The sequence below is a fragment of the Stenotrophomonas capsici genome (assembly GCF_034961085.1).
Lineage (GTDB): Bacteria > Pseudomonadota > Gammaproteobacteria > Xanthomonadales > Xanthomonadaceae > Stenotrophomonas > Stenotrophomonas capsici.
The window spans coordinates 45,885-66,806 of sequence record NZ_JAYFUH010000263.1; the positions used below are offsets into that span (position 1 = coordinate 45,885).

Sequence of the window (20,922 nt, forward strand, 5' to 3'; positions counted from 1 at the left end):
GCATCGATTGCCGACGTTCCTGCAATGGCAGGCGCACGCGGGCAGGCATGCCGCGCGCGTCGCGGCCTGGGCCGCTCCTAGCGGAGGTCGGCGTCGACCGGTAGGAACGGTTGGTGCGCGTCGCCGGTCCAGCGCATCAGGCGCAGATCCGCGCTCTGCTTTCCATCGATGCGGGCGTCCGTGGCCAGGTAGAACAGGCCGTCCCCCAGTGGCTGCAGGCCGACATCGCTCTTCTGGTTCCAGCCCCGCACGCCGCTGGCCGTGTCGTGCAGGCCCATGTCGGCCAGCGGCAACAACAGGCCCTTCTGCCACTGCCCGGCGCGTTGGCCGGCGACGCCGCGCAGGTCAGCCCGGACCGGGGCGCTGCGTGCATCGACCGCGAACATCAGGTAGTTCGGGAACTGTGGCTTGTTGCCGGCATAAACGCCCATCAACCAGCGCTGGCCGTGGTCGTCGTACGCCAGGTTCTGCACGCCATAGCGGGTATTGCCGGTGCGCACGAAGTACTTGCCGTCGAGGGTGGCCGGGCCGCTGTGGTGCGGCGCCGCTTCGGTAAGCGGGCGCGCGAGCGCATCCCACTGCGCCGTGTCGTACTGCAGCAGCACCTGGTGATCGTTGTCGCTGCGCGCGGTGTTGCCGTAGATGCCGTAGGCGACGGTGAGCAGGCGCGGTCCGTCCATCCGGCCGAAGCGGGGACCGAACGAGACGCCATCGATGCCCGAGCAGCCATAGCGGTGGTCGGGTGATTCGGCCTCCCTGCCGCGATACCTGCCGTCATCGCCTTCGAAGCGCCCATCGCCGTTGACGTCGGCGGTGTAGTCCGCCACCACCTCCGGCAGGTAGACGGTGCGCAGGATGTCGCTCTCCGAGGCGCGGATGCCCACCCGATCGATGCGCGATACGTCGATCATCGCGATGTAGAAGGCGTTGTCCTTCTTGTACTCCAGCGATCCGTAGACCTTGCCATCGGCGGGGTTGAAGTCCAGGTCGCCCAGGTGGCCGGTCCAGCCGACCAGCGTGCCCACCAGGTTGCCCTTGAAGTCATAGCGCGCCAGCAGGTTGGTGAAGGAGTAGTAGATGTAGCCGTTGGCGCGGTCCACGGCGATGCCCTGCACGTGGCCGGACTCCCATTGCCCGCCGTGGTGTGCCACGGGCAGCACCGGCGGTGTCGTGGAAGGCGCGGCCAGGGCGGTGAAGCTGATGCCGGCGGCGAGCAGGGTCAGCAGCGGGGTGCGGATCATCATGGCGTGCGAGGCGGTCCGGAAGCGACCGAGGAGCATCGAGCGCGGGCGTGACCCGGTGATGACAGGCAAAAAGAAAGCCCGGCTGCGCAGGGCAGGCCGGGCCATCGGAGACGCGGGGGCGAAGGGCTCAGCCTTCGTCTTCTTCCTCGTCCTCTTCTTCTTCCTCGTCTTCCTCCTCCTCTTCCTCGTCTTCGAAGGCATCGAGCTCTTCGACACGGGAGAAGTGGGGCAGGGTGTCGGCCAGGCTGATCAGCTTGCCGTTGGCCACCATCGGCCGCACCGCACGCTTGCCGGCTTCTTCCACGACGGCGAAGCAGACCAGCGACTGCGCGCTTTCATCGCCGTTTTCCTCGAATACCGCGACCCAGCCGTTGGCGGGAATGATCTGGATGATGTTGTCTTGCATGGGTGGAGTGTTGGCCGAAGGGAGCGCAGAGCTTGCGTGATGAAGCCGGTGCCGCGCAACCGCCACGCGCGCGGGGTGCTTTACCTGGCGCAGGCATTGGATGGACCATGCGGGCATGGTTTCCCGTTGCAGGTGCCGTCGATGCTGCATTGCCGTCCCATCACCCCGTCCGCCACGCCACCGGCGCTGTGGGTGGACCTGTGCCAGCCCACGCCGGAGGAACTGGACCAGGCCTCCCGGCAGGTGGGGTTCGCCATCCCGGACCGGGCCGGCATCAGCGAGATCGAGTTCAGCAGCCGGGTCCGGCGCGAGGGCGAGGCGCTGGTGCTGAACCTACCGCGCTTCCAGTACGCGGTGGACCACGTGGTTGCGCCGCTGGGCTTCGTGGTCGCCCCGCATGCACTGGTGGTGCAGCGCGAGCACACGCTGGACGTGCTCGACGGCCTGGAGGCCGACCTGGGCAAGCACCCCTGCGTGGGCGCGGCGGACCTGTTCCTGCGCGTGATCGAGCACATCGTCGACCACCTGGCCGACCAGCTGGAATCGCTGGAGAGCACGATGAGCGAGTTCTCGCGGCAGGCCTTCAACCACCCCAAGGGGCGCCGCGCCTCGCACCGGCTGGAGGGCATGCTGCACGAGGTGGGGGTGATGGGGCGGCGCATCAGTGCCATGCACAACACCCTGCACGGGCTGTTGCGGATGGTGAATTACCTGGATGAGTCGGCGCCGGAGTGGTTCGGCGCCGAGGCGCCCAGGCGGATCAAGCTGGTGCTCAAGGACCTGACCTCGCTGAGCGAGTTCGAGCAGCAGCTGGGGGACCGCAACGAATTCCTGCTCGACAGCGTGCTGGGCCTGATCAACATGGACCAGAACGAAGTGATGAAGGTGATGGCGGTGGCCTCGGTGGTGGGTATCCCGCCGACGGTGCTGGTTGGCGTGTGGGGCATGAACTTCGCCGCGATGCCGGAGCTGCACTGGCATTACGGTTACGCGATCGCCTTGGGCGTGGTGCTGCTGAGCATCGTTGTGCCGTTGGCATGGTTCAGGCGGCGCGGCTGGATCTGAGCGCGCGCCGGGCGCCGGCATGCCCCTTAACCGGCAGCGCCCGGCCACCTACAATCGCGTCTCCCCACGTGTTCCAGGAGCCGCAATGCCCGTCAAGCCGATGTCCCCTGCAGGAAAGCTGTTCGCCGCCGCCGCATTGATCGAAGGCGTCACCTGGGCAGGGTTGTTGGTCGGCATGCTGCTCAAGCGTGGCCTGGAACTCACCGACCTGGGCGTGCGCATCTTCGGGCCGCTGCATGGCATTGCCTTCCTCTTCTACGTCGCCATCTGCCTGTACGCCTGGATCAAACTGCGCTGGCCGCTGTGGGCGATGCTGGTGGCGCTGGTCGCGGCGGTGCCGCCGCTGGTGACCGTGCCACTGGAGATGTGGTTCCGCCGCATTGGCCTGTTGTCCGCGCGTGACGGCTCGGCGCCGTAACCGTTTTCATCCCGGGGCCCGCGACGCGGGCCTCGTCGGTTTTGCTTCAACCGTGCCCGAACAGCAGTGAAACAGCGGTCGATGACCGTTTTGGTGGTCACGCGCGATCATGGATAATGCGCCCCTGCAGCGCCGGGTCGTGGCGCTGCGCTGGTCCGCAGGGCCGGGTGGTGCGGTCGAGGGGGCTCCCGTACCACCGGAGGGTGTTCCCCCGGTGCGTCGCCGATGCCCCGCGGCATCGGTCCACCTTTGCCCTTCTGGCCTTCAACGCACAACGCGTTCCCTCTTCAAGGATTTCTGGTGCTACACCGAGACAATCAGCAACACGTTGCCGGGCAGCGGTTCGTTTCCTTCGTGATCCCCGGGGCAGCGCGGCAATGAGTAGCTCCGTGACCGAGACCACCGCCGCCCTCGATGCAGGCATCGCCATCCTGCCGGGTGAACACCCGCTGGAGATGCCGGAGCAATCGCTGCGCACCGGCCGCCTGCAGGTGCCGCGCCAGGACACCGCCCCGCCCAACATCGGCCTGCGTCGCCTGTACGTGTTCGGCACCACCGCGCTGATGACCGTTGGCGCGACCTGGATGATGGCGCGGGTGCTGCTCAACGGTGGCCTGAACGTGCTCGAAGGCGTGCTGCTGGTGCTGTTCGTGCTGCTGTTTGCCTGGGTCGCGCTGTCCTTCGTTGGCAGCCTGGCCGGCCTGCAGACGTTGCTGCGCGGCCGGCGCAAGCTGGGCATCTACCCGGACACGCCGCTGCCGACGCTGCGCAGCCGCACCGCGCTGCTGATGCCGACCTACAACGAGGACCCGCGCCGGATGATGGCCGGCCTGCAGGCCATCTACGAATCGGTCGCCGCCACCGGCCAGCTCGAGAACTTCGACTTCTTCGTGCTCAGCGACACCACCCGCGACGCCATCGGCCGTGCCGAGGAACAGGTGTTCGCGCGCCTGGTCGCTGCCACCGGCGGGGAAGGGCGGCTGTTCTACCGGCGCCGCGCCAGCAACGTCGGCCGCAAGGCCGGCAACATCGCCGACTGGGTGCGCCGCTTCGGTGGTGCATACCCGCAGATGCTGATCCTGGACGCGGACAGCCTGATGACCGGTGATGTCATCGTGCGGCTGGTGTCGGCGATGGAGAACCACCCCAACGTGGGCCTGATCCAGTCGCTGCCGGCGGTGGTCAACGGGCGCACCGCCTTTGCCCGCATGCAGCAGTTCGGCGGGCGCGTGTATGGCCCGGTGATGGCCTACGGCGTGGCCTGGTGGCATGGCGCCGAGAGCAACTACTGGGGGCACAACGCGGTCATCCGCACCCGCGCCTTCGCCGAGCAGGCCGGGCTGCCGGAGCTGCCGGGGCGCAAGCCGTTCGGCGGCCATGTCCTCAGCCATGACTTCGTGGAAGCGGCGCTGATCCGCCGGGGCGGCTGGGCCGCGCACATGGTGCCGTACCTGCAGGGCAGCTACGAGGAAGGCCCGCCGACGTTGACCGACCTGCTGATCCGCGACCGCCGCTGGTGCCAGGGCAACCTGCAGCACGCCAAGGTGGTGGGGACGTCCGGCCTGCACTGGATCAGCCGCGTGCACATGATGATCGGCATCGGCCATTACTTCACCGCGCCGATGTGGGCGATGCTGATGCTGATCGGCGTGGCGATCCCGCTGATCCATGGCGGCATCGACCTGGCCGAGGAAGTGCACCTGCGCATGTCCCCGTCGCATTACTGGCGCGGCCTGGACCAGGACGGCGTGCTCTGGGTGTTCGCGATCACCATGGCGGTGCTGCTTGCGCCCAAGGCCATGGGCTACGTGGCGATGCTGACCTCGCGCAGCGAACGCATTGGTTGCGGCGGCGCGCTGCGCGCCTTCGTCTCGATGGTGCTGGAAACCCTGCTGGCGGCGCTGATGGCGCCGGTGGTGATGTACGTGCAGTCGCGTGGCGTGGCCGAAGTGCTGGCCGGCAAGGACTCCGGCTGGGATGCGCAGCAGCGCGACGACGGCAGCATTTCCTGGGGCGCGCTGCTGCGTGGCTACGGTGGCCTGAGCCTGTTCGGCCTGATGGTCGGTGCCATGGCATATGCGGTGTCGCCACCACTGGCGGCGTGGATGGCGCCGGTGGTGGTGGGCATGGCGCTGGCGGTACCGGTGGTGGCCTGGACCTCCTCGCGCAAGGTGGGTGACTGGCTGCGCCGTCACGGCCTGCTGTGCATCCCGGAGGAAAGCCACCCGCCGCAGGTGCTGGTGCGTGCCGCCGAACTGCGCGCGGCTGCGGTGCGCGAACCGCTGCAGGACTGACTGCCGCCACCGGGCCCGGGCACGTACCGGTCCCCGGGCAGTGGCCGTTGAACCGTCGGCCTGAACATCGCGCCGCGGCCAGGCGGCATAATCCCGCTTCGTCTTCGGGAGTCATGCAGATGTTGGAAACGGTGGAGCAGGAAACCGGCGCGGCGCCGGAATGGTCGGTCATCTGGTTGCACGGTCTGGGCGCTGACGGGCACGATTTCGCCCCCATCGTGCCGGAGCTGGTGCGCCCGCACTGGCCGGCGATCCGCTTCGTGTTCCCGCATGCCCCCAAGCGCGCGGTCACCATCAACGGTGGCATGCCGATGCGCGCGTGGTACGACATCGTCAGCATGGATTTCCGCAGCCGCGCCGACGCCAGCGGCGTGGCCGAATCGGTGGCGCAGGTGGAGGCGCTGATCGCACGCGAGCAGGCCCGTGGCATCGCACTGGACCACATCGTGCTGGCCGGCTTCTCGCAGGGCGGTGCGATCACCCTGTCGGCGGGCCTGCAGCGGCGTACGCAACTGGCCGGACTGGTGGCGCTGTCGACCTACCTGCCGGAAGTGGACGCCGCGACCGACCAGTTGGCCGCCGGTGCCAACACGCAGCCGGTCTTCATGGCCCACGGCAGCGCCGATCCGGTGATCCCGGTGCAGGTCGCCGAGAACAGCGCCCAGGTGCTCAAGGCGCTGGGCTTCGAGCTGGAATGGCACCGCTATCCGATGGCGCACCAGGTCTGCGCCGAGGAAATCCACGCGCTGGGCGACTGGCTGCAGGCGCGTTTCAGCGCCGGCTGAGTGGGCTTCCGGCAGTTGTTGCGGCCTTGTCCGCACCCTGGCTGGGCCATGCACGCTGTGAGCGAGCGTCGCCAGCGGCGATAATGGCCGCATGACCATCCTGCGCATTGCTACCCGTAAGAGCCCGCTCGCCCTGTGGCAGAGCGAACACGTCGCTGACCGCCTGCGCCAGGCCCACCCGGGGCTGGCGGTGGAACTGGTGCCGATGAGCACCCGCGGCGACGAGGTGCTGGACCGCTCGCTGGCGGCCATCGGCGGCAAGGGCCTGTTCCTGAAGGAGCTGGAGCTGGCGATGCTGCGTGGCGAGGCCGACTGCGCGGTGCATTCGCTCAAGGACGTGCCGATGGAGCTGGAGGCACCGTTCGCGCTGCCGGCCATCCTCACCCGCGCCGATCCGGCCGATGCCTTCGTTTCCAACCAGTACGACACGCTGGACGACCTGCCGGCCGGCGCGGTGGTGGGCACGTCCTCGCTGCGCCGCCAGGCGCAGTTGCGCGCGCTGCGCCCGGACCTGCTCACCCGCGACCTGCGCGGCAACGTCAACACGCGCCTGGGCAAGCTCGACGCCGGCGAGTACGACGCCATCATCCTGGCCTGCGCGGGCCTGGAGCGGCTGGCGCTGGAAGCGCGCATCCGCAGCCGGCTGGTGGCGCCACAATGGCTGCCGGCACCGGCGCAGGCCGCGGTGGCGATCGAATGCCGGACCGATGCCGACGCGGTGATCGCGCTGGTGGCGGCGCTGGACGATGCGCCGACCCGCAGCTGCGTGGAGGCCGAGCGGGCGATGAACCGCGCCTTGGATGGCAGCTGCCACGTGCCGGTGGCCGGCCTGGCGCAATGGCGGGGCCAGGACCTGTGGTTGCAGGGGCTGGTGGGCGGCGTGGCCGATGGCCGCATCGTCCGCGCCGAAGGGCAGGGGCCGGCGACGGACCCGGAGGCGTTGGGCCGCAGCGTGGCGAGCAGGCTGCTCGATGGTGGCGCGGGTGAACTGCTGCGTTGAGCGGCCCGCGTAGGCGCGATCCCGGCCACGAAGTCGATACCCCGCCCCGTTGCCAGGAGCACCCCTCCCCAGCCCTCCCCTGAGCTGTGCTCAAGGGAGGGGGCAGATCGCCGCGCTGCCGCAGGAACGGCCTCGGCCGCCAAGCCGATGATGGTTCCGTTCGCGGAAGGCATCCCGCCGCATCCATCCAAAGCACCCGCGCATGAAAAAGCCGGCGAAAGCCGGCTTCTTCAAGGATCCCGCGCGCTCGCTTACTTGAAGCTGTAAACCACGTTCATCGTGGTCAGCGTATCGGTCTTGCGCTTGTCTTCGGTGACGTCGCTGTTGTGGCGGGCCTGCCAGCCGGCCTTCAGCGCGAAGTGCTTGTTCATGTTCACCGACACGCCGAAATCATTCTGCGCGAAGGTGTTGTACGAGCCCGATTCCACCAGCAACGTGTTCACCAGTTCGGTGTTGTCGGTGATGGTGTACTTCAGGTCGAACAGGCCGCGGCCGATCAGGCCGACGCGGTTTTCGTCGGTATCGGCATTGTGGCTGCGGCGCACGCCGGGGCCGATCTGGGTGTCCAGGATCAGCCGCTCGCCGTCGATCAGGCGGGTACCGTAGCCGAGACCGAAGCTGGCCTGGCGGTCGTAGGTGGCGAAATCGTCCCGTTCATAGCGCCCGGTGGCGGTGATCTGGCGATGCTCGCCCAACTGCAGCGCACTGCCGGCGCTGGCCGTGTAGCGGTTGGCGGTGGTCTGGCGGGTGCGCTTGCTGGTGCCGTCGTCGCTGGTCTCGGTGTACTCGGAGCTGGAGCGCAGGCCGAACAGGTCCATGCTGTGCACCCAGTCATCGTCGGTGTAGCGCAGCTTGAGGCGGCCGTTGAAGCTCTCGGTGTTGCTGTTGCCGTGGGCCGAGGCGAAACCCAGTTCGCCGCCGCTGCCGCTCCAGGGGGAGGTCATGGCTGCCAGGGTGGCCTCGTCGGGGGTCTGGCCGTCGTCGGCCCAGGCGGCCGGGGCGCACAGCAGCAACGGCAGGAGCAGGGAAACACGCAGGGACATCGATTGAATCTCCGGGGCCAAGGCGGGCAAGTAAACGGTTTCATGATACCGGATGGGTCCGGCGCCGGACCCGTGCCGATGGCCCTGCTTCAGACGCGGTTAGGCGGGCAGGAGCGGTTGCCGGACCCCAACCGGCGCTGAACTTCGGACATAATCGGGCCATGGACCGCTATGAACGCATCAATGCGCTGCATCGTCTGCTCAAGTCCGCCCGCTACCCCATCACGGTGGTGCGGCTGCAGGAGGAATTGGGCTGTTCCCGTGCCACGGTTTACCGCGATCTGGCCTTTCTGCGCGACGCGCTGATGGCGCCGGTGGAGGGCGATGGCGACGCCGGCTTCCGCTACCAGACCGCCGAAAGCGACCGTTTCGAGTTGCCCGGGCTGTGGCTCAGTTCCGAGGAGCTGCATGCGTTGCTGGCCTCCCAGCACCTGCTGGCGCGGACCAGTGGCGGCGTGCTGTCCTCGGTGCTGGCGCCGTTGCAGCAGCGCATCGAGAGCCTGCTCGCGGCCCAGGCCGGGGCGTCCTCCTGGCCGGTCGAGCGGGTCCGGGTCATCCCGCACCGCGGTCGCAAGCTGGACGAGGCCAGTTTCCGCACCGTGGCCTCGGGCGTGCTCGAGCGCAAGCAGCTGTCCTTCGAATACCGTGCCCGTTCCACCGACGAGGCCACCCGCCGCACGGTGTCACCGCAGCGCATCACCCATTACCGCGACAACTGGTACCTGGACGCCTGGGACCATACCCGCGAGGCGGTGCGCAGTTTCGCGGTGGACCGCATCCACCAGGCCCGGCTGCTCGAACAGCCGGCCCGCGACGTGCCGGATGAAGAGCTGAACGAGCAGCTGGCCGCCAGCTACGGCATCTTTTCCGGTGCCCCCAAGGGCTGGGCGACCATCGTGTTCAGTGCCAAGGCCGCCCGCTGGGTGGCTGACGAACACTGGCACTCCAAGCAGCAGGGGCGGTTCCTGCCGGATGGGCGTTATGAACTGAAGGTGCCCTACAGCGTGTCGCGCGAGCTGCTGATGGACGTGCTGCATTACGGTTCGGACGCGGAAATCGTCGAGCCACAGTCGCTGCGCGAACAGGCCAAGGCGCTGTTGTCGCTGGCCCTGAGCAATTACGACTGACGTCAAGCGCCGCACCGGGGCGGATGCTGCGCCCCGGCTTCCGTGAGCACCCTGCGGCAGTGATCGCCAGGCAGTGCGCCGTGGCGTCGTGCAGGCCACGGCGAAGGGCGCGGGGGTTCCGGTGGCCGATCCGGCCAGCCGTGGCTACTTCTTGTTCGGTACCTCGAAACCCAGCCTGTCCACCTGCGCCGGGTGTTGCGGCACGCGCTTGAGCTTGTCGGTGTTGACGTCGTACTTGTCGCGCAGGCGCAGTGCCAGCGCCCGGTAGGTAGCCGCATCCATGTCCGGCTGGCGGGCGAAGATCCAGGCCATCTCGCGGCCCGGGTAGCCGATCAGGGCCCAGGAATAGTCCGGTGCCACTTCCAGGATGCGCGAGTGGGTCGGCACGATCTTGTAGAACCAGGTGCGCCAGCGCCGGTTGCCACTGTCGTCATCGACCTTGGCGCGGATGTTGATCTCCTCCTCGGGCTCGTTGAAGCCGTCGCGGAACTGGTAGCGGATGGCGACCTTGTCCCCGTCCGTCAGCGAGTAGGTGTTGACGCTGGCCACGTGGCCACGCTCGACGAAGTTGGGCACCCGGCCAATCACGTACCAGCGGCCCATGAAGCGCTGCAGGTCGATCGGGCCGTCGGCATCGCCCTCCACGACCGGGGCGGCGGCAGCCGGGTCCTGCGCATGTGCAGGGGCCAGCGGCAGGGTGAAGCTCAGCAGCAGGGCGGACAGGATCGCGGGAATGAGTCGCATTGCGTAGGACGCGCCATGGTTGATGACGGCAGCATGTTCGACGGGCAGCGATGGGCGCGTCAATGGCAGGTCGCAGTCCGTGAGATGGCCGATGGCGAGGATGCACGCCAACACCCGTCCCATTGCCGGAGAACGTCATGTCCAAGCCTGCTGCTTCGTCATCCCGCCGTCACCCTGAGCCGACCCCCGATCCGCGGGTGCTGCGTTGCGTCAGGCAAGCCGTGATGGCAGGGTTGGCCCTGGTAGTGGTATGGCCGGCGGCGCGAGGCCACAGCGAGTGGATCGGCTGGTTGCCGTTGTGGCTGGTCGGCATGCCGTTGAGCGCATGGTGGGCCCTGTACCGCTTCCGCCTGCCTGCGCGCTGGCGCAACCGCCAGGCGGCACCGCGCCGCCGTGGCCCGCAGGCGCGCCGCGCACGCCGTCCGGTCCGGGCGCGCTGGTCGCAGGTGGCCTGACCTTCGACAGGGGGAGGTGGGGCAGGGCCTGTGCTAGCGTTCGCGGCCTATGTCCGCGTGGAGCACACATGTCCCGAATCACCTCCGCCTGCCTCGTTGCAGGCCTGATCTCCTCTGGCCTGGCCGGTGCCGCCATGGCCGCTGACGAACCCCAGGACAACTACGCCTGGCTGGAAGACGTCACCGGCGACAAGCCGCTGGCGTGGGTGAAGGAGCAGAACGCCCGTTCCGAGGGCCGCCTGGCGCAGACCCCGCAGTTCCGGCAGATGGAAGCCGGCATCCGCGAGGTGCTGGATTCGGACGCCAAGATCCCGGGCGTGGAGAAGATCGGCGACTACTACTACAACTTCTGGAAGGACAAGCAGCACGAGCGCGGCGTGTGGCGCCGGACCACGCTGGTGGAGTACCGCAAGGCCGAGCCGCTGTGGGAAACCGTGCTGGACCTGGACGCGCTGAACAAGGCCGAGGGCGAGAACTGGGTGTGGCATGGCGCCAACTGCCTGCGCCCGGAGTACACCCGCTGCCTGATCGCGCTTTCGCGCGGCGGCGCCGATGCCGACGTCACCCGCGAGTTCGACCTGTCCAGGAAGGACTGGATCAAGGACGGTTTCTTCCGTCCGGAAGCCAAGGGTGGCCTGGGCTGGATCGACCAGGACAACGTGTTCGTCTACACCGACTTCGGTGATGGCTCGATGACCACGTCCGGCTACCCGCGCGTGGTCAAGCAGTGGCGCCGCGGCACGCCGATGGCCTCGGCCACGACCGTGTACGAAGGCAAGCCGGAGGACATGTACATCGCCGCGATGCACGACGACACCCCGGGCTTCGAGCGCAACTACGTCAGCCGCACCATCGCCTTCTACAACAACGAGCTGTTCGTGCTCGGCGCCGACGGCAAGCTGACCAAGATCGATGCGCCGAATTCGGCCGAGAAGGGCGTGCGCCGCGAGTGGCTGACCCTGGAGCTGCGCGAGCCGTGGACCGTGGGTGGCAAGACCTACGCCGCCGGTTCGCTGCTGGCCACGAAGTTCGATGACTTCATGGCCGGCAAGCGCGAGTTCGACGTGCTGTTCGCACCGACCGAAACGACGTCGCTGGCCGGCATGTCCTGGACCAAGTCGCACGTGGTGCTGAACGTGCTGGACGACGTCAAGAACCGCCTGCAGGTGCTGACCCACGGTGCCAACGGCTGGACCACCGGTGATTTCACCGGCGCACCGGCGTTCGGCACCATTGGCATCGGCGCGGTCGACGCCGACGAAAGCGACGCGGTGTGGATGACCGTCACCGATTACCTGACCCCGACCACGCTGTCGCTGGCCGAGATCGGCCAGCAGCCGGAAGTGCTCAAGACCATGCCGGCGTTCTTCGACGCCAGCGGCAAGGTGATCGAGCAGCATTTCGCCACCAGCAAGGACGGCACCCGCGTGCCGTACTTCGTGGTGCACGACAAGGCGATGAAGCTGGATGGCTCCAACCCGACCCTGCTGTACGGCTACGGTGGCTTCGAGATCTCGCTGACCCCGGGCTACTCCGGTGGCATGGGCCGCGCCTGGCTGGACAAGGGCGGCGTGTACGTGGTGGCCAACATCCGCGGCGGCGGCGAGTACGGCCCGCGCTGGCACCAGGCCGCGCTGAAGCAGAACCGCCACAAGGCCTACGAGGACATGGCGGCAGTGGCGCAGGACCTGGTCAGCCGCAACATCACCTCGGCCAGGCACCTGGGCGTGCAGGGCGGCAGCAACGGCGGCCTGCTGACCGGCAACATGCTGACCCAGTACCCGGAGCTGTTCGGTGCGGTGGTGGTGCAGGTGCCCCTGCTGGACATGAAGCGCTACAGCCACCTGCTGGCCGGCGCCTCGTGGATGGCCGAGTACGGCAACCCGGACACGGCTGACTGGGAGTTCATCAAGACCTTCTCGCCGTACCACCTGTTCGACCCGGCCAAGAGCTACCCGCCGGTGCTGTTCACCACCTCCACCCGCGATGACCGCGTGCATCCGGGCCATGCCCGCAAGATGGCGGCCAAGATGATCGACGCCGGCAAGGACGTGACCTACTACGAGAACATCGAAGGTGGCCACGGCGGCGCAGCCAACAACGCGCAGGCCGCGCACATGTCGGCACTGGCCTATAGCTTCCTGTGGGAGCAGCTGAGCAAGAAGTGATGCTCAGCTGGAGTTGATGCAGCGCTGGAGTTGATACACGACAAACGCCACCGGAAGGTGGCGTTTGTTGTTTGAAGCCCCTCTCCCGCAGGCGGGAGAGGGGTTGGGGTGAGGGCAGGAGCGAAGTCCTGATGGTGAATTCATATGAACGCTTTCGAAGCTCAAAGCCCAAAGCCCAAAGCTCAAAGCCCAAAGCTCAAAGCTCAAAGCTCAAAGCTCAAAGCCCCCATCCGCCCTGCGGGCACCTTCCCCCGCAGGCGGGAGAAGGGAGTCATCAGGTCGTCTGTTGTCCCTGCCAGCGCTCCAACCCGCGCCCGATCCGCAGCACCGCCTCCTGCAGCCGGGCCACGTCCTGGGTGTAGGCGATGCGTACGTGCTGGTTGGCGCGGTGATGGCCGAAGTCCAGGCCGGGCGTGAATGCCACGTGCTCGGTCTCCAGGAAGTGCGCGCAGAAGGCCTGCGCGTCATCGGTGAATGCGCTCACGTCGCAATACAGGTAGAACGCCCCCTGCGGCGCCACGTCGATGCGGAAGCCCAACTCGCGCAGGGCGGGCAGCAGGTAGTCGCGACGCTGCTGGAACTGCGCGCGACGCTGCTCGAAGATGGCGATCGTCTCCGGCGCGAAGCAGGCCAGCGCGGCATGCTGCGCCATCGAGGGCGCGCTGATGTACAGGTTCTGCGCCACCTTCTCCAGTTCCGGTACCGCGGCCGGGGGCGCCACCAGCCAACCCAGCCGCCAGCCGGTCATGCCGAAGTACTTGGAGAAGCTGTTCAGCACGAATGCCTCGTCGTCCACTTCCAGCACGCTGGGGGCGTCGAAGCCGTAGGTCAGGCCGTGGTAGATCTCGTCCACCACCAGGTGGCCGCCGCGAGCCTTCAGGGTGGCCGACAATGCCGCCAGCTGGGTGGCGTCCAGCGTGGTGCCGGTGGGGTTGGCGGGGGAGGCGACCAGCGCGCCGACGCTGTCGGCGTTCCAGTGCCCGGCGATCAGTTCGGGGGTGAGCTGGTAACCGCTGTCCGGGCCGACCGGCACCAGCTGCGCGGCGCCTTCCACCAAGCGCAGGAAATGGCGGTTGCACGGATAGCCGGGGTCGGCCAGCAGCCAGTGCCGGCCCGGGTCGACCAGCAGGCTGGAGGCCAGCAGCAGCGCGCCGGAACCGCCCGGGGTGACCAGGATGCGCTCCGGATCGATCTGCAACCGGTAGCGGTCCGCGTAGAAGCCGGCGATGGCCTCGCGCAGCGCCGGCAGGCCACGCGCGGCGGTGTAGCGGGTATGTCCGGCGGCGAGCGCGGCCTGGCCGGCGCGAATGACCGGCTCGGCGGTGGTGAAGTCGGGCTCGCCGATTTCCAGGTGGATCACATCGTGGCCGGCCTGCTCCAGCGCATTGGCGCGGGCCAGCAGGGACATGACGTGGAACGGGCCGATCTCGTGGCTGCGCCGGCTGTAGCCGGACGGCGTGGGGGCTGGGGTGTTCATCGCCGACATCATAGGCCGCAAGGCCGGTGCTGGCAGCCGTATGTCGTCTCGAAGGGCTGCATTGCCCATGGCACACTGTCGGCATTGCGCGGGCATCCGCCCCGCCGATGGGAACCCTTCCGTGAAACCCACCCTTTGTCTGTTGGTAGCAAGCCTGATGATCAATTCCGCCATCGCCGCAACGCCCACTCCGCCGGATGTCGAGAAGCGTCCGCACACGGTCAAGGCGCCGTTCGGTGCGCAGCGCCAGGACGAGTACTACTGGCTGCGCGACGACAAGCGCGAGGATCCGGCCATGCTGGCCTACCTCAACGCCGAGAACGCCTACACCGATGCGTTGATGGCGCCGCTCAAGCCGCTGGAGGACAAGCTGTACGCCGAGATCGTCGGGCGCATCAAGCAGGATGATGCCAGCGTGCCGTACCGCGAGCGCGGTTACTGGTATTACACCCGCTACGAGACCGGCAAGGACTACCCCATCCATGCGCGCCGCAAGGGCGACATGCAGGCCCCGGAAGAGGTGCTGCTGGACCTCAACGCCATGGCCGAGGGCAAGGGCTTCTTCGGTGTCGACGACATGGCGGTCAGCCAGGACAACCGCATCCTGGCCTGGGCCGAGGATGACGTGGGCCGTCGCCAGTACACGCTGCGCTTCAAGGACCTGGGCACCGGCCGGCTGCTGCCGGACGTGATCACCGGGGTGTCGGCCAACGTGGTCTGGGCCGATGACAACCGCACCGTGTTCTACGTCGAGAACGACCCGGAAACCCTGCTCACCGTGCGGGTGAAGAAGCACGTGCTCGGTACCCCGGCCAGCAGCGACGTGCTGGTGTACGAGGAAACCGATGACAGCTTCTACATGGGCATCGGCCGTACCCGCGACGACAAGTTCATCACCATCGGCGTGGACAGCACGGTGTCTTCCGAGCTGCGTTACACCTCGGCCGCCAACCCGGGCACCTTCACCGTGCTCGCCCCGCGCGCGCGCGACGTGGAATACGACGCCGACCACTTCGACGGCCGCTGGGTGATCCGCACCAACGCCGATGGCGCGAAGAACTTCAAGCTGGTCACCGCGCCGGAAGGTGCCACCCGCCGCGACCAGTGGCAGGACTGGGTGGCGCACGACCCGCAGGTGCTGGTCGAGGGCTTCGAGCTGTTCAACGGCTACACCGCCATCGCCGAGCGCGCCGATGCGCTGGAGCGCGTGCGCCTGCTGTTTGCAGACGGCCGCAGCGAGTTCGTCAAGGCCGACGAGCCGGCGTACTCGATGGGTCTGTCGGTCAATGCCGAGCCCGACACCGACTGGCTGCGCTACGGCTACACCTCGCTGACCACGCCGGCCACCACCTACGAGCTCAACGTGAAGACCGGCGAGCGCCGCCAGCTCAAGCAGCAGCCGGTGATCGGCTACGACCCGTCGCTGTACCAGACCGAGCGGGTCTGGGTGACTGCGCGCGACGGCGCCAAGGTGCCGGTGTCGCTGGTCTACAAGAAGGGCTTCAGGAAGGACGGCAGCGCCGCGCTGTACCAGTACGCCTACGGCAGCTACGGCATGTCGATGGACCCCGGCTTCAACCAGAGCGTGGTCAGCCTGCTTGATCGTGGCCTGGTCTACGCCATCGCGCACATCCGCGGCGGCGAGGAAATGGGCCGCAACTGGTATGAGGACGGCAAGCTGCTGCACAAGCAGAACACCTTCAACGACTTCGTCGACGTCACCCGCGCGCTGGTCGCGCAGGGCTATGCCGCCAAGGACCGCGTGGCCGCGTCCGGCGGCAGTGCCGGCGGCCTGCTGATGGGCGCGGTGGCCAACCAGGCCCCGGGCGACTACCGGGTGATGGTCGCCCAGGTGCCGTTCGTGGACGTGGTCACCACCATGCTCGACGCCAGCATCCCGCTGACCACCAACGAGTACGACGAGTGGGGCAACCCCGAGCAGAAGCCGTACTACGACTACATGCTGAGCTACTCGCCGTACGACAACGTGCGCGCCCAGGCCTATCCGTCGCTGTTCGTCGGTACCGGCCTGTGGGATTCGCAGGTGCAGTACTGGGAGCCGGCCAAGTGGGTGGCGCGCCTGCGCGACGTGAACACCGGCAGCCTGCCGATCGTGTTCCGCACCAACATGGAAGCCGGCCACGGCGGCAAGTCCGGTCGCTTCCAGCGTTACCACGAGCTGGCCGAGTCGTATGCCTTCGTGCTGTCGCAGCTGGGCGTGGCCCAGTAATGCCGAACCGGTTGCGGGCCCGGGCGGCCCGCAACCATGACCGGTGCCTGCCCGGTTGCCCTGCAATGGGCGGGCCCCCTGCGCGGGATGGCCGACGGGCGCCTGCGGACGCGATCCATGGGTGACTGAACAGCCGCAGTTCCATCCGGACTTCATGGTCCAGTGGCTATACTCGGGGGATGAACATGACGTCCCGTTCCCTGTTGCTCATCCCGGTGGCCTGCGCGCTGCTGGCCCTCACCGCCTGCGGCAACAAAGGCCCGCTGGTGATGCCGCAGAAGCCGGTACCGGTCGAAGAGCAGGAGGTGGTGCCGGAAGACGCACCGGCTGCCGACGATGCCGCCGCTGTCCCGCCGACCGACGGCACTGAGCCTGCGCAGGCCAGGAAGCCGGCCGAGGGTACCCAGCCGTAATGAGCATGTCCGTTTCAGGGCGCCTGCCGTTCACCAAGATGCACGGCGCCGGCAATGATTTCGTGGTGCTGGACCTGCGCGCCGGCATGGCCCCGCCGGACGCGGACCTTGCCGCGCGCCTGGCCGACCGCCACCGCGGCGTGGGTTGTGACCAGATCCTGACCATCGAGCCACCGCGCTCGGAAGCCTCCGTGGCGTCCTACCGGATCTGGAACTCCGATGGGTCCACTTCCCAGCAGTGCGGCAACGGCGCGCGCTGCGTGGCGGCCTGGCTGGTGCGCGATGGCGCCGCCCAGGGCGAGCACTTCCTGATCGACAGCCCGTTGCGCACGCATGCCGTGCAGCGGTTGGGCGAGGATCACTACGCCGTGGCCATGGGCAAGCCGGAGTTCGAGCCGGAGCGGATCCCGTTGGTCGGCTTCCCGCGCGCGCGCGAGGAATACGCCGTGTCGCTGCAGGGCGAGAACGTGCGGTTTGGCGCGGTGTCGATGGGCAACCCGCACGCGGTGCTGGAGGTCGGCTCGGCCGATGCCGCGCCGGTGGAGCGGGTCGGTCCGTTGCTGCAGCAGCATGCCTCGTTCCCGGAATCGGTCAATGTCGGCTTCGCCCAGGTGTTGGACAGCGGCCACGCCCGGCTGCGCGTGTTCGAGCGCGGTGTCGGCGAGACCCTGGCCTGCGGCAGCGGCGCCTGCGCGGCGGCCGTGGTGTTGATGCAGCGGGGGCGGCTGCGGCGCGATGCGGTGTTGTCACTGCCCGGTGGCGACCTGCGTATCCAGTGGCCGGACGATGCGGCGGAAATCGTCATGTCCGGTCCGGCGGCATTCGTATTCGACGGAGAGTGGACAGGATGAACGACACGGCCGAAAAGATCGGGGCACACGAGGTGGCCGCTTGGCTGCGCCGACACCCGACCTTCCTCAAGCAGTTCCCCGACCTGGCCCTGACCATGGTGGTGCCCCGCGACGATGGCCCGACCGCGTCGCTGGCCAGCTACCAGCTGGAAGTGCTGCGCGACAAGAACCGCGAGCTCGCACGGCGGCTGTCCGACCTGGGCGTCAACGCCCAGATCAACGAACGGCTGGCAGTGCGCACGCACCAGCTGACCCTGGCGTTGATGCGCCAGGCGTCGGCAGCGGACACGTTGCGGGCGATGGCGGCCTCGCTGGAGGAAGACTTCGCCGGTGACCTGGTTCGCATCATCAGCCTGCAGCCGGTCGAAGGGCTTGAGCAGGCGCCGTGGCTGCAGGTCATCGCCGCCGACAGCCCGCGCCTGGCGCCGTTCCACGACTGCCTGCAGGATGGCGAGCCGATCTGCGGCCGGCTGCAGTCGGAGAAGAACGACGTGCTCTACGGCGAACGGGTCGACGAAGTGGCATCCACCGCGTTGCTGCCGTTGCCGGGCGTAGGCCTGATCGCGGTCGGCAGCCATGACCCGAACCGTTTCTACCCGGGCATGGGCACGCTGTTCCTGCGCATGATGGGCGAGTCGCTGGTGGTCGGGCTGCAGCGTTTCAACGCGGTGTGAGCGGGGGCGTGCGGCGATGAGCGCCGTCCCGGCGTTCCTGTCCTACCTGCAGGTCGAGCGGCGCATGTCCGCGCATACGCTCGATGCCTACCAGCGTGACCTCGCCGCATTGTCGCAATGGTGCCAGGCCCATGGCATCGACGACCCGCAGGCGCTGGCCACCGACCAGTTGCGTGAATTCATCGCCGCCGAGCACCGCCGCGGGCTGGCGGCCAAGAGCCTGCAACGCCGCCTGTCGGCCTGCCGCAGCTTCTATGCGTGGCTGCTCAAGAACAACGCCATCGACACCAGCCCTGCCGCCGGCCTGCGCGCGCCCAAGGCGCCGCGCAAGTTGCCGCAGGTGCTCGATGCCGATGAAGCGGTGCAACTGGTCGAGCTGCCCACGGATGCACCGCTGGGCCTGCGCGACCGCGCACTGCTGGAACTGTTCTATTCCTCCGGCCTGCGCCTGAGCGAGCTGTGCGCACTGCGCTGGCGTGACCTGGACATGGCCAGCGGCCTGGTGCTGGTGCATGGCAAGGGCAACCGCGAGCGCAGCGTGCCGGTGGGTACGCATGCGTTGAACGCACTGCAGGACTGGCGCAGGGACAGCGCGGGCAGCGGCGACAAGCCGGTGTTCCCGGGGCGCGCCGGCGGCCCGTTGAGCCAGCGGGCGGTGCAGATCCGCATCAAGCAGCTGGCGCAGCGGCAAGGGCTGTTCAAGAACGTGCACCCGCACATGCTGCGGCACAGTTTCGCCAGCCACATCCTGGAGTCCTCCGGCGACCTGCGTGGCGTGCAGGAACTGCTCGGGCATTCGGACATCGCCACCACCCAGATCTACACGCACCTGGATTTCCAGCACCTGGCCAAGGTCTACGACGCGGCGCACCCGCGCGCCAAGCGCAAGCGCTGAGCTGGTCGGTCAAGGCGCGGCGTCGCCATGATTGTGGTGTCCGGATACGGCGAGCACGTCGCGGCGCCGATCGCCATGCTGCAGCTCCCCATTCCTGGTGCATGCAGATGGCGTCCTTCATCCTGCGGGGCCTGGCCCCCGATACGTTTGCTCCGTTGTTCCTGCTCCCTGATGTCGTGCTCAGCGCACGGCAGATGCAGCGGCTGACGGTTCCCGATACGGCGACGACGGGATTTCCCTGCCGGATCAGCCTGGTCGATGCCCAGCCGGGCGAACAGGTGCTGCTGTTGCCCTACCAGCACCAGCCCGCCGAATCGCCATACCGCGCCAGCGGGCCGATCTTCGTGCGGCGCGGCGCACGCAGCGCCGTGCTCGGGACGGACGAGGTGCCGGCGACGATGCTGCGGCGGCTGCTGTCCGTGCGCGCCTACGATCATGCGCATCGGATCATCGCCGCCGAGGTCTGCGAAGGGACCGCGGTCGCGGCCTGGCTGCAGGCCCGCTTCGATGACCCTGCGGTGGATTACGTGCATGTCCACCATGCCCGCTACGGTTGCTATTCCTGCCGCGCCGACCGCGCGTGAAGCCCGCGCCAGGCGCACGGAAGCCCGGCGCACGATCAGAGGCCGGGGATTGATCTGCGTCAGGGCCAGCCGCACGCCCGCAGCGCACACTGCGCCACGGATGGTCGTGGCGTTGCCGAAGATGGCGAAACCGTTCCCGCTCGAACCCCGTCATCCCGAGCGCATCTGCTGGGGATGCGACCGCTATTGCGCGAGCGGCGCGCTGGCCTGTGGCAACGGCTCGGGCCGCACCCTGCATCCGATCGAGACGCAGGGCGAGGACTGGTACGTGGCGTGGGGCATCGAGCCGGAACCGGATCGCCCGAATCTGGCCCGGCTGGTGCCCTGGGAGCCGGGATGGTGCTGCGTGGGTGCGGCCGACGCCTCCGGACCTGGCCGTTTTGCTGAACGCCGGCTGTCGCCGGTGGGGGAGGGGGCAGGCTTGATCGCCGCGCGTCTGGCCCCACTTCGGTTGGACAGTATCCCGGAGGCCACATGGACCCCAGTCAGAACCCCAATGTTTTCCACGCCACCACCATCTGCTGCGTGCGTCGCGGCGAGCACGTGGCGATCGCAGGTGATGGCCAGGTCACGCTGGGCCACACGGTGATGAAGGGCAATGCCCGCAAGGTGCGTCGACTGGGCCGCGATGGCCAGGTGCTGGCCGGTTTCGCCGGTGCGGCGGCCGATGCGTTCACCCTGTTCGAACTGTTCGAAGCCAAGCTCGAGAAGCATGGCCAGTTGACCCGTGCCGCGGTGGAACTGGCCAAGGACTGGCGCACCGACCGCCGCTACGGAAAGCTCGAGGCGCTGCTGGCGGTGGCCGATAGGGAAACCTCGCTGATCATCAGCGGCACCGGTGACGTCATCGAACCGGAAGACGGCATCATCGCCATCGGCTCCGGCGGTTCCTACGCGCTGAGCGCCGCGCGCGCGCTGCTCGCGCACACCGGGATGGATGCGAAGTCGGTTGCCATGGAGGCCATCAACATCGCCGGTGGCATCTGCATCTACACCAACACCAACGTGGTGGTTGAAGAGCTCTGAGCGCTTCGGCCAACGACTGCGAG

At 68.1% G+C, this 20,922-nt stretch carries 21 protein-coding genes; 16 read left to right on the forward strand and 5 right to left on the reverse strand.

Features of this window, described 5'->3' with window-relative positions; all coding sequences use genetic code 11:
* Positions 1-77 precede the first annotated feature (77 nt).
* Complete coding sequence (locus VA603_RS19280; RefSeq protein WP_323439800.1) at positions 78-1,244, reverse strand: hypothetical protein; 1,167 nt, start codon at positions 1,242-1,244, stop codon at positions 78-80.
* Between the two features lie 127 nt (positions 1,245-1,371).
* On the reverse strand, positions 1,372-1,650 hold the full coding sequence (locus tag VA603_RS19285; RefSeq protein ID WP_323439801.1) for a hypothetical protein: 279 nt from the start codon (positions 1,648-1,650) through the stop codon (positions 1,372-1,374).
* A 141-nt stretch (positions 1,651-1,791) separates the two neighbouring features.
* Between VA603_RS19285 and VA603_RS19290 the strand changes: the two genes are divergently transcribed.
* The 5 genes from VA603_RS19290 to hemC all read left to right on the forward strand — a co-directional run bounded on the left by VA603_RS19290 (position 1,792) and on the right by hemC (position 7,212).
* Positions 1,792-2,715, forward strand: a complete 924-nt coding sequence (locus VA603_RS19290) for a CorA family divalent cation transporter (protein ID WP_323439821.1) — start codon at positions 1,792-1,794, stop codon at positions 2,713-2,715.
* Between the two features lie 100 nt (positions 2,716-2,815).
* Positions 2,816-3,133 carry a DUF3817 domain-containing protein gene (locus tag VA603_RS19295; RefSeq protein WP_192287302.1) on the forward strand — a complete coding sequence of 106 codons (318 nt, stop codon included), beginning with the start codon at positions 2,816-2,818 and terminating at the stop codon, positions 3,131-3,133.
* 377 nt (positions 3,134-3,510) lie between these two features.
* Entirely contained in the window at positions 3,511-5,427 is a 1,917-nt protein-coding gene (mdoH, locus tag VA603_RS19300) for a glucans biosynthesis glucosyltransferase MdoH (RefSeq protein WP_425603757.1), read from the forward strand.
* 119 nt (positions 5,428-5,546) lie between these two features.
* On the forward strand, positions 5,547-6,212 hold the full coding sequence (locus tag VA603_RS19305) for an alpha/beta hydrolase (RefSeq protein ID WP_323439803.1): 666 nt from the start codon (positions 5,547-5,549) through the stop codon (positions 6,210-6,212).
* 91 nt (positions 6,213-6,303) lie between these two features.
* Entirely contained in the window at positions 6,304-7,212 is a 909-nt protein-coding gene (gene hemC, locus VA603_RS19310) for a hydroxymethylbilane synthase (protein WP_132865083.1), read from the forward strand.
* 251 nt (positions 7,213-7,463) lie between these two features.
* Here hemC and VA603_RS19315 read toward each other — a convergent pair whose 3' ends face one another.
* Positions 7,464-8,255 (reverse strand): DUF481 domain-containing protein, encoded by a 792-nt coding sequence (locus VA603_RS19315; protein WP_132865082.1) that lies wholly within the window; start codon positions 8,253-8,255, stop codon positions 7,464-7,466.
* A gap of 161 nt (positions 8,256-8,416) precedes the next feature.
* Here VA603_RS19315 and VA603_RS19320 point away from each other — a divergent pair, with 161 nt between their 5' ends.
* Complete coding sequence (locus VA603_RS19320) at positions 8,417-9,382, forward strand: helix-turn-helix transcriptional regulator (RefSeq protein WP_132865081.1); 966 nt, start codon at positions 8,417-8,419, stop codon at positions 9,380-9,382.
* Positions 9,383-9,526: 144 nt separating this feature from the next.
* On the opposite strand, the gene VA603_RS19325 is transcribed toward VA603_RS19320, so the two are convergent.
* Positions 9,527-10,126, reverse strand: coding sequence for a lipocalin family protein (locus VA603_RS19325; RefSeq protein ID WP_132865080.1), 600 nt, complete (start codon positions 10,124-10,126; stop codon positions 9,527-9,529).
* A gap of 137 nt (positions 10,127-10,263) precedes the next feature.
* Between VA603_RS19325 and VA603_RS19330 the strand changes: the two genes are divergently transcribed.
* Positions 10,264-10,581, forward strand: a complete 318-nt coding sequence (locus VA603_RS19330) for a hypothetical protein (protein WP_313252816.1) — start codon at positions 10,264-10,266, stop codon at positions 10,579-10,581.
* Positions 10,582-10,649: 68 nt separating this feature from the next.
* Positions 10,650-12,749, forward strand: a complete 2,100-nt coding sequence (locus tag VA603_RS19335) for a prolyl oligopeptidase family serine peptidase (RefSeq protein ID WP_313252814.1) — start codon at positions 10,650-10,652, stop codon at positions 12,747-12,749.
* 274 nt (positions 12,750-13,023) lie between these two features.
* Here the strand turns inward: VA603_RS19335 and VA603_RS19340 are convergent, their stop codons facing one another.
* Positions 13,024-14,226: a pyridoxal phosphate-dependent aminotransferase gene (locus VA603_RS19340; RefSeq protein WP_323439804.1), complete on the reverse strand. Its 1,203-nt coding sequence runs from the start codon at positions 14,224-14,226 to the stop codon at positions 13,024-13,026.
* 121 nt (positions 14,227-14,347) lie between these two features.
* Here VA603_RS19340 and VA603_RS19345 point away from each other — a divergent pair, with 121 nt between their 5' ends.
* The 8 genes from VA603_RS19345 (at position 14,348) to hslV (ending at position 20,899) form a co-directional block, all read left to right on the forward strand.
* Positions 14,348-16,456, forward strand: a complete 2,109-nt coding sequence (locus VA603_RS19345; protein ID WP_323439805.1) for a S9 family peptidase — start codon at positions 14,348-14,350, stop codon at positions 16,454-16,456.
* Positions 16,457-16,635: 179 nt separating this feature from the next.
* A complete protein-coding gene (gene lptM, locus VA603_RS19350; RefSeq protein ID WP_132865075.1) occupies positions 16,636-16,869 on the forward strand; it encodes an LPS translocon maturation chaperone LptM in 234 nt (77 codons plus the stop codon).
* Positions 16,869-17,720, forward strand: a complete 852-nt coding sequence (dapF, locus tag VA603_RS19355; protein WP_425603758.1) for a diaminopimelate epimerase — start codon at positions 16,869-16,871, stop codon at positions 17,718-17,720. Before lptM ends, dapF begins: the two co-directional genes overlap by 1 nt.
* Positions 17,717-18,394 (forward strand): DUF484 family protein, encoded by a 678-nt coding sequence (locus tag VA603_RS19360; protein ID WP_313252807.1) that lies wholly within the window; start codon positions 17,717-17,719, stop codon positions 18,392-18,394. The genes dapF and VA603_RS19360 overlap by 4 nt, the downstream gene beginning before the upstream one ends.
* Before the next feature lie 16 nt (positions 18,395-18,410).
* Positions 18,411-19,289: a tyrosine recombinase XerC gene (gene xerC / locus VA603_RS19365; protein WP_132865072.1), complete on the forward strand. Its 879-nt coding sequence runs from the start codon at positions 18,411-18,413 to the stop codon at positions 19,287-19,289.
* Between the two features lie 107 nt (positions 19,290-19,396).
* The gene (locus tag VA603_RS19370) at positions 19,397-19,873 is read left to right on the forward strand and encodes a DUF1203 domain-containing protein (protein WP_132865071.1); all 477 of its coding nucleotides are present in this window, start codon (positions 19,397-19,399) and stop codon (positions 19,871-19,873) included.
* A gap of 121 nt (positions 19,874-19,994) precedes the next feature.
* The gene (locus tag VA603_RS19515) at positions 19,995-20,462 is read left to right on the forward strand and encodes a DUF3079 domain-containing protein (RefSeq protein WP_345785856.1); all 468 of its coding nucleotides are present in this window, start codon (positions 19,995-19,997) and stop codon (positions 20,460-20,462) included.
* A complete protein-coding gene (hslV, locus tag VA603_RS19380) occupies positions 20,348-20,899 on the forward strand; it encodes an ATP-dependent protease subunit HslV (RefSeq protein ID WP_132865070.1) in 552 nt (183 codons plus the stop codon). The genes VA603_RS19515 and hslV overlap by 115 nt, the downstream gene beginning before the upstream one ends.
* The last annotated feature ends 23 nt before the right edge of the window (positions 20,900-20,922 follow it).

Bases quoted from the DNA above. Each gene is read 5' to 3' on its own strand.
- VA603_RS19280 (WP_323439800.1), bottom strand. From the start codon at position 1,244: ATGATGATCCGCACCCCGCTGCTGACCCTGCTCGCCGCCGGCATCAGC.
- VA603_RS19285 (WP_323439801.1), bottom strand. From the start codon at position 1,650: ATGCAAGACAACATCATCCAGATCATTCCCGCCAACGGCTGGGTCGCG.
- VA603_RS19290 (WP_323439821.1), top strand. From the start codon at position 1,792: ATGCTGCATTGCCGTCCCATCACCCCGTCCGCCACGCCACCGGCGCTG.
- VA603_RS19295 (WP_192287302.1), top strand. From the start codon at position 2,816: ATGTCCCCTGCAGGAAAGCTGTTCGCCGCCGCCGCATTGATCGAAGGC.
- mdoH (WP_425603757.1), top strand. From the start codon at position 3,511: ATGAGTAGCTCCGTGACCGAGACCACCGCCGCCCTCGATGCAGGCATC.
- VA603_RS19305 (WP_323439803.1), top strand. From the start codon at position 5,547: ATGTTGGAAACGGTGGAGCAGGAAACCGGCGCGGCGCCGGAATGGTCG.
- hemC (WP_132865083.1), top strand. From the start codon at position 6,304: ATGACCATCCTGCGCATTGCTACCCGTAAGAGCCCGCTCGCCCTGTGG.
- VA603_RS19315 (WP_132865082.1), bottom strand. From the start codon at position 8,255: ATGTCCCTGCGTGTTTCCCTGCTCCTGCCGTTGCTGCTGTGCGCCCCG.
- VA603_RS19320 (WP_132865081.1), top strand. From the start codon at position 8,417: ATGGACCGCTATGAACGCATCAATGCGCTGCATCGTCTGCTCAAGTCC.
- VA603_RS19325 (WP_132865080.1), bottom strand. From the start codon at position 10,126: ATGCGACTCATTCCCGCGATCCTGTCCGCCCTGCTGCTGAGCTTCACC.
- VA603_RS19330 (WP_313252816.1), top strand. From the start codon at position 10,264: ATGTCCAAGCCTGCTGCTTCGTCATCCCGCCGTCACCCTGAGCCGACC.
- VA603_RS19335 (WP_313252814.1), top strand. From the start codon at position 10,650: ATGTCCCGAATCACCTCCGCCTGCCTCGTTGCAGGCCTGATCTCCTCT.
- VA603_RS19340 (WP_323439804.1), bottom strand. From the start codon at position 14,226: ATGAACACCCCAGCCCCCACGCCGTCCGGCTACAGCCGGCGCAGCCAC.
- lptM (WP_132865075.1), top strand. From the start codon at position 16,636: ATGAACATGACGTCCCGTTCCCTGTTGCTCATCCCGGTGGCCTGCGCG.
- dapF (WP_425603758.1), top strand. From the start codon at position 16,869: ATGAGCATGTCCGTTTCAGGGCGCCTGCCGTTCACCAAGATGCACGGC.
- VA603_RS19360 (WP_313252807.1), top strand. From the start codon at position 17,717: ATGAACGACACGGCCGAAAAGATCGGGGCACACGAGGTGGCCGCTTGG.
- xerC (WP_132865072.1), top strand. From the start codon at position 18,411: ATGAGCGCCGTCCCGGCGTTCCTGTCCTACCTGCAGGTCGAGCGGCGC.
- VA603_RS19370 (WP_132865071.1), top strand. From the start codon at position 19,397: ATGGCGTCCTTCATCCTGCGGGGCCTGGCCCCCGATACGTTTGCTCCG.
- VA603_RS19515 (WP_345785856.1), top strand. From the start codon at position 19,995: ATGGCGAAACCGTTCCCGCTCGAACCCCGTCATCCCGAGCGCATCTGC.
- hslV (WP_132865070.1), top strand. From the start codon at position 20,348: ATGGACCCCAGTCAGAACCCCAATGTTTTCCACGCCACCACCATCTGC.